Source organism: Acinetobacter sp. YH12200, assembly GCF_013418175.1.
Lineage (GTDB): Bacteria > Pseudomonadota > Gammaproteobacteria > Pseudomonadales > Moraxellaceae > Acinetobacter > Acinetobacter pseudolwoffii.
Genome location: NZ_VPCO01000005.1, coordinates 243,600 through 254,631, shown reverse-complemented (window position 1 = coordinate 254,631; position 11,032 = coordinate 243,600). Strand labels below are relative to the sequence as shown.

Sequence of the window (11,032 nt, the reverse complement as noted above, 5' to 3'; positions counted from 1 at the left end):
ATAGCAAGAGTGAACCACCTGATCCCTTCCCGAACTCAGAAGTGAAACCTCTTTGCGCTGATGGTAGTGTGGGGTTACCCATGTGAGAGTAAGTCATCGCCAGCTCATTATTCGAAACACCCCCTGCTTATGCAGGGGGTGTTTTTTTGTGCGTGAAGAAAGGCTTAGGTGATCACTCAGATGAAATCTCCACAGAAAAAATGAGCGAAAGGCGTATACTGGATCTATCTAAGGAGCGGATATGTCCTCAAATTCATCTTCTAGCCATATTGAATATGGTACTACCGCATTTAAAGCAGTACTTTTTTCCTTATTTCTTGCCGGCTTTGCCATTTTCTCATCTTTGTATTGCCTACAGCCGATGATGCCCATTTTGGCAGATTATTTTCAGGTCAGTCCGACTCAAAGTAGTTTTCCCTTATCACTTTCTACTCTTGCCTTAGCCATTGGTTTGCTATTTACCGGACTGATTTCAGACCGTTTCGGACGTAAACCGGTGATGGTCTGCTCCCTGGCATTGATTGCAATTTTGTTAATGCTCAGTTCGATACTATCTCTTTGGTCGGTATTCTTATTGATTCGGATCTTGATTGGTCTCTGTGTCAGTGGTGTGGCGGCAGTCGCCATGACTTATATCGGGGAAGAAATTGCCGAAAAAGATATCGGTTTCGCCATGGGCTTATATATTTCTGGCACGGCAATTGGCGGTATGGGAGGGCGTTTGATTGCCGGAGTTCTAGTTGATTTTATCTCCTGGCAATCTGCTACTCTGATAATTGGTATTTTAAATATCTGTATTGCAGGATTATTTTATTATCTATTGCCGGCATCGCAACATTTTAAGGCTTATCCGATCAAGTTTAATCGATTCAAAAACTCATTCAGGCATAATCTGGCCGATCCGAAACTTCGGATTTTATTTCTGCAAGGTTTTATCCTGATGGGCTGTTTTGTTTCGATATTTAATTATCTCAGCTATCGTTTGCTTCAGGCACCTTTTGAATTATCACAGGCCTGGATTGGTTTAATTTCGGTGACATATTTGGCTGGTATTTATAGCTCCCCCCGAGCAGCACATTGGGGTCGGCATTATGGTAAATTCAAGACATTGGTCGTCATGATGCTGATGATGCTCCTTGGATTAACGCTCATGCTGCTCAACCAGCTGGCTCTGGTCTTTATCGGATTACTAATCTTCACTTTTTCATTTTTTGCGGCGCACTCTACTGCAAGTAGCTGGGTGTCGATCCAGTCGCTACAATATCGGGCAGTCGGTTCTTCGCTATATTTATTCTGTTATTACCTCGGTTCTAGTGTGTTGGGCAGTTCGAGTGGACTGGTCTGGGAAAATTATGGTTGGAGTGGATTAACTGCATTTATTACACTACTGTTGCTGAGTGGTCTGGCATTCAGTTTCAAGCTCCGCTCAGATTAGAACATCGTATTTAGATTTTTCTCTATAAAATAAACCCTGTGCATTTATCTTGCGGATCATTTTGCTTTCAATTCTGATGATGACCAGGCCTTGATTCGCTTAGTTCCTGATTTTGTATAAATTATAATCAAGCAAGCTGGGTCTAATTCATGGTAAAATGATCGGCTTTCATCTGTGATCTTATTTTAGATCTCCTATCATCTGCCAGCCGAGAATTGCTAGCCATGTCTACTGCTTATACCATGCAGACTGCGCCAAAAGCGTTGTTTGATTACGACAAATATTGGGCGTCTTGTTTTGACCCTGCGCCTTTTTTGCCGATGTCACGCGAGGAAATGGATCAACTCGGCTGGGACAGCTGTGACTTTATTCTGGTCTGTGGCGATGCCTATATTGATCACCCGTCTTTCTGTTCAGGTATTATTGGCCGGGTATTAGAAGCCCAAGGCTTTCGTGTCGGTATTATTGCACAGCCAGACTGGACCAACGTGGATGCGTTCCGCGTTCTGGGTAAACCGAATATTGCTTGGGGGGTAACGGCAGGGAACATGGATTCCATGATCAACCGTTATACCGCCGACCGTAAAATCCGCTCGGATGATGCCTATTCCCCAGATAATCAGCCAAATAAACGTCCAGACCGTGCAGCAACTGTATATTGTCAGCGTGTCCGTGAAGCATATCCAGATGTGCCTGTATTATTAGGTGGAATTGAAGCTTCTCTGCGTCGTATTGCACATTATGATTACTGGTCAGATAAAGTCCGTCGTTCAGTGTTGATGGACTCAAAAGCCGATCTTTTGATGTACGGCAATGGCGAACGCTCAATTACCGAAATTATGCATCGTCTGGCGCGTGGCGAAAAAATTCACGAGATTACCGATGTTCGCGGTACTGCGTTCATTGTCAATAAACATAACCGTGCATCGAAAGCAAAGTTTGTCGAAATTGCCTCGAATGATGTCGATGCGATTGGCCGTGTCGATCCAATCATTAACCCTTATGTGATGACTGAAGATCTGGAAGGTTGTGAAATTGAAAAAGACAAAGATAGTCTGACTCAATATCAAGGTTTCCAGAAAGAGCCTGTCGCCAATCCGATTGTGCGGGCCGGCGATGAGCTAGATCCTGATACGCAAATCGTGCAATTACAACCCGCTTCAAAAGCAATTAAACATAAATTACCACCGCGTGAACTGGCCGTAATTCGCTTGCCTGCATTTGAAGAAGTGGCTGCAGATCCGGTGCTTTATGCCCATGCCAACCGAATTTTGCATTTAGAAACCAATCCGGGCAATGCCCGTGCCATGGTACAAAAGCATGGTGAACGTGATGTCTGGCTAAATGCGCCACCAATTCCGTTGACCACGGAAGAAATGGACTATGTGTTTGACCTGCCTTATGCACGTTTGCCACATCCTGCTTATGGTGAAGCGCGTTTTCCAGCGTTTGACATGATCAAGTTCTCTGTGAATATCATGCGTGGCTGTTTTGGTGGCTGTACCTTCTGTTCGATTACAGAACATGAGGGTCGTATTATCCAGAACCGTTCTGAAGAGTCGATTCTGCGTGAAGTGGAAAAAATCCGTGATACGGCGCCGGGCTTTACCGGGATTATTTCAGACCTAGGTGGCCCGACAGCCAACATGTACCGTCTGGCCTGTAAAGATCCAGAGATTGAAAAGAACTGCCGTAAACCATCCTGTGTCTTCCCGGGCGTTTGTCAGAACCTGCATACCGATCATGCACCATTGACCCAGTTATACCGTAAAGCACGTTCATTACCGGGTATTAAGAAGATCTTGATTGGTTCTGGTTTACGTTATGACTTAGCGGTTTTAAACCCTGAATATGTCAAAGAATTGGTAACCCATCACGTCGGTGGTTATTTAAAAATTGCACCGGAACATACCGAAAAAGGCCCACTCAATAAAATGATGAAGCCGGGAATCGGAACCTATGATCGTTTCAAACAGATGTTTGAACGTTATAGTAAGGAAGCCGGCAAGGAACAGTATCTGATTCCTTATTTCATCGCAGCGCATCCGGGGACTACCGATTACGACATGATGAATCTTGCGATTTGGTTGAAGAAGAACGGTTTCCGTGCTGACCAAGTACAGACCTTTTATCCATCACCGATGGCAACGGCTACCACCATGTATTACACCGGTAAAAACCCGCTTGCCAAAGTGGCACGTTATACTGAGCAAGTAGATATTGTCAAAGGTGATAAACGTCGTCGTCTGCACAAAGCTTTCTTGCGTTACCATGATTCAAACAACTGGCCGTTGTTGCGTGAAGCTCTGAGAGAAATGGGTCGTCAGGATTTGATTGGTAACTCCAAACAGCATTTGATTCCGACTTATCAGCCTGCTGGCAGTGCAGAAGGTCAATACCAGTCTGCGCGCAAGAAAAACTCGACAGTGGCGGGTGATTCGCAGAAACGTACCGGTGAGCAGGGAAATCGTGGCAAGGCTGCACAAGCTCAGTCCCGTCCTTCAAATACCAAGAAGCGTCCTGAGCGTGGTCAAATCCTGACCCAGCACACAGGCCTACCGCCGCGTGAAACAGGGGATGCCAAAAAACCATTTGGTGGATCAAAGCCGAAAGCAAAGCCTAAATCACGTGCATAATTGAGTTAATAGAAAAGACACTTCGGTGTCTTTTTTTAGCACTTAGGTAAAGTAACGTAGCTTGAAACGAGGACTGAAAAATGTAAAAGGATGTATTATTTACATTAAGTCTGGCTTAAAAGTGATATAAAAATAACACTTTATCGGAATTGTTCTACAGTTGGGCAGATTTGTATTGCGATCAATTCTAGGGATGTTTTAGAGTGCATTATCAGTACCTTAAATCCACTTTCATTGACATAGGGAAAGATGTCATTTTAGGTAACGCAGAATCAGGTTTTGATACCGGTTGTATGGGTATCTAAGCAGATTAGTTGTAAGACCTATTTAAAATAAAGTGTGAGTTTATACTGCACCACAATAAAACAAAAATGATGATAAGAATGCAAGGATTGAGGCATGACCACCTATATTATGATTGGGAGTTTCCTGCTCTTCTGTGTCGTGCTCATGGCATGGAAAACGCTCGGAAATAATTCCAAACCACAAGACAGCGCGTTAAAGCAGCGTGCTATTTTTAACCTGAATGAGCAATTGACCTTCACGCGCTTGAAGGAAGTATTACCTGAATATATTGTTTTGGCCCATGTGTCCTATGACGCCTTAATGACCACCAAATTTAACCGGACGCGACATAAATATCGCAACCTGACTGCAGATTTTGTGATTATGGATCAACAGCATCGGATTATAGCCATTGTGGCTGTGGATGATCCTTTAATCTTGAAGCGTCCACAGCAGACTGGTTTTCAGGATGCCTTGTTGAGTATGGCCGGTTATCGGGTGATTCGCTACGATGATGTGCCGGAATATTACCAGTTGCGGCAAGATTTTCTGCAGGAGCAAGCGCAAATGAAGAAAATGCCCAAATATACGGTCAGCAATGATCTGAAAAAGTATTATTTATATTCAGATTTAGAGCGCAGTAAAATCAAAGCAGTAGGTTAAAATAAAAAAGCATGCCATGAGCATGCTTTTTTATGCATATCGATTTTGCCACATTATTCTGGTTTGACGGCCACGACTGTCATTTCAACCAAAACCCGTGGATCATAAAGTTTTGCCTCGACACAGGTACGAGGTAATGCTTCGATATCAGCCACCCATGCATCCCAGATTTCATTAAATGCCGCATAATCTTTTTCAATGTCTTTTAAATAGATGGTCACCGACATGATGTGACTTTTGTCTGTACCGACATCTGCCAGAAACTGGTCGATAATATCTAAAGTTTGTTGGGTTTGACCTTTGATATCCAGCTCAACATCTGTGGCCAGTTGCCCGGCAAGATGTACCAGATTGCCTGCAATGGCAATTTCTGAAAAGCGTTTCGAGATATGTAAGCGTTCCACTGTCATATTATTCATCCTGCGTTTTGGGCACCAGGGCTGCGACCAGTGCGGTCAGCAAGCAACCCACTGCCAGATAGAGGGCAATATAATGCCATGAACCGTCTGCCCAAATCACCCGTACTGCTGCAATAAATGGGGGTAAAACCACCACCAATAATACTGCCCATCTGATAGCCAACGCCGGCACCGCTGTAGCGATATTCGGTACCGAACAGGGAAGTGAAAATCGGTTGATGAGCCCTGACCACCCTGTCGTATGCAACATTTGCCAGTAAAATTATGTCGACAATGATCATTCAGGTGTTTTGTGCATCGAGTGCCATAAAGAATGAAAAGGCCGAGAGCGCACCAATCAAACTATTCTAGCCACACATTTTTTGATGATGAAATGTATCCACCCGTCAGGCAAAAAACGGAATGCTGAAACAGCGGATTGCACCGACCATCAAGGTGATATTCCAGAAGAACTGTTTGTCCATGCCCAAGTAATTGCTAGAAATTCCCATCAGGACGACGGTTAAGACCTGCATTTTCTTATGGCCAAGCTAGTGACCAACGTGACCAAAGACCATGCCATCTAAGGGCAAAACAGAAAGCCAACACCAAAAGTGGCCAATGCCGCCAGAGTGTCCATATTCTCACCAATGCTGTGGAAACTGATCTTTAAAAATTAAGGTTGTAACAATGCCGTAAAGGAGAAAATCATACCAATCGACAATAGCACCCACAAAACTAGACAGCGCAGCTTTACGCGTATTGTTCTTGAACCACAGAAAGATTTACAGAAGACATGCAGGAAGGAAGTCCATGAGTTACATCAGAGTTGCCCTGTAATATTCGGATTTGATCGTCACGCCAATCACAGGACAGCATGCTGAAAGTAAAGGTGATTTTCAGCATCTCAGCATATACATGGATAATGCATTGCGCAGATAGAGTACTCTAAAAAATCAAAATATAAAAATAAAGTTGCTGTATTTTTAAACTGATGTTCAAAACATGAACAAAAGTCGTTTAGAGCAGTAATAATTGGGTTTCAGTCTCGGGGGCGCTGAGTTGATAGACGCCGACACCGATCAGCCGGAATTGCATCTGCGGCGCGATATGCAGATCATCCAATAGTAAGTCCAAGGCTTGTGCTAATTCTTGCGGACTGCGCAAGAGCTGCTTAAAACTTTTACTGTGTTGCATCACCTGAAAATTCTTGAGCTTTAATTTGACCGTCACGCCGCGAGCCGAAAGTTGTTTTTTTTGCAAGCTTTGCCACAGTTGTGCAACTAAAGCTTCCCAATAAGAATGGCACTGATTTAAATAAAGATCATCATCAAAGGTGGTCTCTTTGGAAATCTGCTGACGTTCCCGTTCTACTTCGACTGGTCGTTCATCAATGCCTTGCGCATATAAAAACAGCCGCCGTCCATATTTACCAAAATGCTGAATCAGAATGGCTTCATCCATCTGTTGTAAGTCACCCAAGGTATCCAGATTCAGGCTTTTCAGTTTTTCCTGCGTGACTTTACCCACCCCGGGAATTTTCTTCAGCGGCAGATTCTGAATAAAACGCTGCACCTGTGAGGGCTTGATCACACAGATGCCATTCGGTTTGTGCCAGTCCGAGGCAATTTTGGCCAGAAATTTATTCGGTGCCACGCCGGCAGAAGCAGTCAGTCCAGTCACTTGAACAATATCCTCCCGAATCCGCACGGCGACCTCGGTAGCACTCGGAATCTGTTGTAAATTTTCTGTGACATCCAGAAAGGCTTCATCTAGCGATAAAGGCTCAATCAGGGCGGTATATTGCTGGAAAATTTGATGGATCTGTGCAGAAACTTGACGGTATTTGGCAAAGTCCGGCTCAATTACGATGACCTGCGGACAGAGCTTGCGCGCCTGTCCCATCGACATGGCAGAACGTAGACCATATTCGCGTGCCGGATAGGAGGCAGCCGCAACCACCGCCCGGGGATGATGCGAGGCAATCACCACAGGCAGGTGTCTGAGTTCTGGACGTTCACGCAGCTCGACCGAGGCATAAAACGCATCCATATCGATATGAATAATTTTGCGCATAGCCGCTATCTTAAGGGGCTTTAATCTGCTTGGGAAGAGACCGTTTCGCGGAGTAAGTAAGGCTGTGGGCCGCTGAGCAGGATGACTTTAGTGCCTTGTGCCTCGGCGGCCTGAATCAGCAGATTTAAACTTTTTGGCGTGTCATCTGCAAGGCGGGGTAAAAATTGTAGCGGCTGGCTTAAAGGCTGGAAAAAATCATCCCAATGTATCGGGATGACCACTTTGGGTTTGAGCGTTTGCAGGGTTTCAGCCAGATAGTGCTGCTGATAGTCATTGGATTGTCTGGAGAGCTGGGCAATACCCAAAAATAACGTATCGACCTGCAGGTTTTTAAATTGATCCGGGATAAATCCGGTACTGGCCTTGACCAGAATCTTGTGTCCTGAATGCTCAATCAGGTAATCAAAACTGCCGCCTTCCTTAAATTCGGAAAATTTGGCCGGCAGGGCTAAAGGTTGGAATAACTCTTCGCCTAGGTCATCATTTACCGCTGTGGCTGGCGTATGTTGTGAAGGAATTGCGGTTACTTGAAATTTGTTGACGTGCTGTATTTGCTCAGGCGTGACGGAGTGTAACTGCTGCGGACTTACTTTGGGATTTGCCCGGGCGATATTCAGGCTAGTGGGTGAACCGATGACAGCGGTTTCAGGAAGCATTTCCAGTAAAGCCGGTAGATCCAGAACATGATCATAATGCGAGTGACTGACCAGAATGGCTTTGGCCCGGTGCAGTTCATGCTCTTGAATTAGCTGCCTTAATAGCACGCTATCACTCTGAATTGGACCGCTAAGCACTTGCGACAACGACGGCCGGCTAAAGAAACCATCTATCAGGATCTGATCCTGACCATCATCCAGCAACAGGGTGGAAACACCGAAAAATTTAACGTTTAGTCCAGAACGAGAGGAACTGCTTTGCGGCTGCCAGTTCTGAAAGTCACTGAGCTTGCCTGAAGGTTGCAGTAGATAAGCCAGCGCACCCACGCTGAGCAGCAGAACAATCACCAGACCGAGTAAAATACCTTTAATCCATTTCAAGATTTTTATTTCCTTATTTTTCTACTTTTATAAAGCGCTTGTTTTCAATCGATCGATTTTATTTGGCCTGATGAGTAGATGATGGTACTGCAATTGCATTCATTCTCAGAAAATCCAGCCACTGCTGTTCTGAGCCATAGAACACATTCAGATCCACAGTTGTATTAATGCCGGGAATTTTACCCTGATTGCTATGTTGCCAGAAGGTCCATTTGGGCTGATTGTTTAAATCGGGCAGGCCCTTATACTCGCGTACCCAGAGTGGCACTTCTGGAAAATATCCTGCCAATACAATATTATAAAATGCTTTAGAAATATAGAAAATTGGCTGTTTGCCATAATGCTTTTGCAGGGCATCGTGCATGATCTGGATTTCGTTTAGAAGCTGCTCTTTGGAATAGGTATTGATGCAATTGCTGTCATATTCCAGATCAATCACCGGCGGTAAAGCATTGGCTTGCTTGGGGACGGAGTCGATAAAGTTCTGTGCCTGAATGCTGCCATCGCGACAAAGCCGATAGAAATGATAGGCACCAACCAGAAAGCCGCGTTCCCGGGCCTTGAGCCAGTTCTCTTGAAAACGCGTATCTTTAAAGTCACCACCTTCTGTGGCTTTCAGATAGACAAAACGGTATTTTTCCGGCGAAATCTGCTGCCATTGAATTTCTTTTTGATGATGTGATACATCGAAACCCTGGATCGGATAATCTGCTGCATGCGCAGAAGGGGCTTTCATCAGGCAAAGATAAATCATGGCGATAATCATCACGGCGATCAGAATGCCAAGCCCGATGAAAAGCGGCTGTTTGAATCTGTTCAGAGCCAGATTTTTTTGCATTTTCAGTTCTTACCTGTATCTAAACCTGAGCTTAAAAGGCTGCATTCGCCTGGCGTTAATATATCGTATTAAACAGGGGTGTTTTTAGGAATATGCCAGAAAGTATAAGCCGCAATAATATTGATACAGCCCAAACAGATCAGTGACACATGAAAAGCAGCCACCAGATTGTCAGCGCCGTAATAGGCACTCAGCATGTTGACCAGGGTGCCTGCCAGCGCCACCCCGATACTCATTGACAGCATCATGATCATCGACAGGAAACTGTTGCCGCTACTGGCATCCTGCTGGCTTAAGTCCTTTAAAGTCAGGGTATTCATCGATACAAATTGTAGGGAATTTAAAATGCCGAAGATAAAGAAATGAATTGCACGCAGCCAGATCGGGGTGTCCGCCGTGGTCAGGGCAAAACTGGCAATACATAAACCCACCAATAAGGTATTGACCAGCAAAACCCGACGATAACCAAAACGCTGAATGATTTTTCGGATAATCGGTTTAGACGCCAGAGAGCCGAGTACGGTTGGAATCATCAATAGACCGGTAATAAAGGGCTCAAAACCAAAGGCGACTTGCAACATAAGGGGGAGTAAAAACGGAATCGAATTACCGCCAAGACGGGCAAAAAAATTCCCCAGAATGCCAATCGCATAAATTTTATTTTTAAAGAGCCGACTGCGGAACAGGGCATTGCTATGCGTATGCGAATGATAGGCATACATCAAGGCCGCCAAGATTCCGGCCAGAATCAGGCTTAGACTCCACCACAGCGAATTTTGTGGACTGGCAAAATTTTCAATTCCCAGACAGAGTCCCACCATGGCCACAACCAGCAAGACAAAGCCCCAATAATCAAAGCGAGCGACCAGCGGTTCAATGACATTCGGCATGGCCCTAAAAGTAATCAGCGCTCCCAGTAAGCCAATCGGCAGATTGATCAGGAAAATCCATTGCCAGGACAGATATTCCACCATCCAGCCCCCAAGAGTTGGACCAATCAGGGGGCCAATCAGGCCGGCCAGACTCATTAGGCTCATGGCGGCCAGAAACTGGGTACGGGGAATGATCTTGAGCATGGCCAAACGGCCGACGGGGAGCAGTAAGGCGCCACCCATTCCTTGCAAGATCCGATAAGCCAGTAATTCATTCAGACTATCTGACCAGGCACAGCCCAAAGAGGCCAAAGAGAAAATAATAATTGCAGCAAAATAGATATTTCTGACGCCGAAACGGTCTGCCAGCCAGCCACTCAAGGGAATACAGGCTGCCACAGACAAGACATAAGCAACCACAACACTGTGCATGCGTAAAGGATCGGCCTGTAGGTTATGTGCAATCGCGGGCAGAGCTGTATTAATAATGGTGGTATCCAGCCCCTGCATAAAAAATCCGATCGATACCAACAAGACCAGCAGTCTGAATTCGGGATCTAAGGCTTGATGCGTAGGCGTGGCATTCATAATTCTGGAAAACTGAAAATTTTGAATAGTTTAAAGGAAGAGTAAGGCACAGGTGTAGTGAATACGTGTGAACTTTTTTGCAAGATATAAATCAGTTATAAGTGTAAAACTCATAACAAAGTGAGTATTTATCAGATCGGTGCTCCATAGCTGTAAAGAGCGATAAAAATAAAATTAAAGCAGTACTTTTTTGTTTATAAACAG

The 11,032-nt window shown here is 44.9% G+C and carries 8 protein-coding genes, 1 rRNA gene and 1 pseudogene; 4 read left to right on the top strand and 6 right to left on the bottom strand.

Annotated elements, in window-relative coordinates; all coding sequences use genetic code 11:
• The 4 genes from rrf to FTU90_RS05345 form a co-directional block, all read left to right on the top strand.
• Nucleotides 1-105: ribosomal RNA gene (rrf, locus tag FTU90_RS05360) — 5S ribosomal RNA — on the top strand; the annotation flags it as partial.
• A gap of 136 nt (nt 106-241) precedes the next feature.
• Entirely contained in the window at nt 242-1,435 is a 1,194-nt protein-coding gene (locus FTU90_RS05355) for an MFS transporter (RefSeq protein ID WP_005094523.1), read from the top strand.
• Nucleotides 1,436-1,659: 224 nt separating this feature from the next.
• Nucleotides 1,660-4,071, top strand: coding sequence for a YgiQ family radical SAM protein (locus FTU90_RS05350; protein ID WP_005169087.1), 2,412 nt, complete (start codon nt 1,660-1,662; stop codon nt 4,069-4,071).
• Nucleotides 4,072-4,470: 399 nt separating this feature from the next.
• Entirely contained in the window at nt 4,471-5,019 is a 549-nt protein-coding gene (locus tag FTU90_RS05345; protein ID WP_159138516.1) for a DUF2726 domain-containing protein, read from the top strand.
• A gap of 53 nt (nt 5,020-5,072) precedes the next feature.
• Here the strand turns inward: FTU90_RS05345 and FTU90_RS05340 are convergent, their stop codons facing one another.
• From FTU90_RS05340 to mdtD, 6 genes and pseudogenes are all read right to left on the bottom strand, one after another.
• Entirely contained in the window at nt 5,073-5,429 is a 357-nt protein-coding gene (locus FTU90_RS05340) for a RidA family protein (RefSeq protein WP_005169082.1), read from the bottom strand.
• 1 nt (nt 5,430) lies between these two features.
• Nucleotides 5,431-6,215 (bottom strand): annotated as a pseudogene (locus FTU90_RS05335) (hypothetical protein).
• Between the two features lie 222 nt (nt 6,216-6,437).
• The gene (gene dinB, locus FTU90_RS05330; protein ID WP_074383683.1) at nt 6,438-7,493 is read right to left on the bottom strand and encodes a DNA polymerase IV; all 1,056 of its coding nucleotides are present in this window, start codon (nt 7,491-7,493) and stop codon (nt 6,438-6,440) included.
• 20 nt (nt 7,494-7,513) lie between these two features.
• Nucleotides 7,514-8,530 (bottom strand): MBL fold metallo-hydrolase, encoded by a 1,017-nt coding sequence (locus FTU90_RS05325; RefSeq protein WP_159138517.1) that lies wholly within the window; start codon nt 8,528-8,530, stop codon nt 7,514-7,516.
• Between the two features lie 58 nt (nt 8,531-8,588).
• Nucleotides 8,589-9,368 carry a GH25 family lysozyme gene (locus FTU90_RS05320; protein WP_159138518.1) on the bottom strand — a complete coding sequence of 260 codons (780 nt, stop codon included), beginning with the start codon at nt 9,366-9,368 and terminating at the stop codon, nt 8,589-8,591.
• A gap of 68 nt (nt 9,369-9,436) precedes the next feature.
• A complete protein-coding gene (gene mdtD / locus FTU90_RS05315; RefSeq protein WP_005094513.1) occupies nt 9,437-10,828 on the bottom strand; it encodes a multidrug transporter subunit MdtD in 1,392 nt (463 codons plus the stop codon).
• Nucleotides 10,829-11,032: the final 204 nt, after the last annotated feature.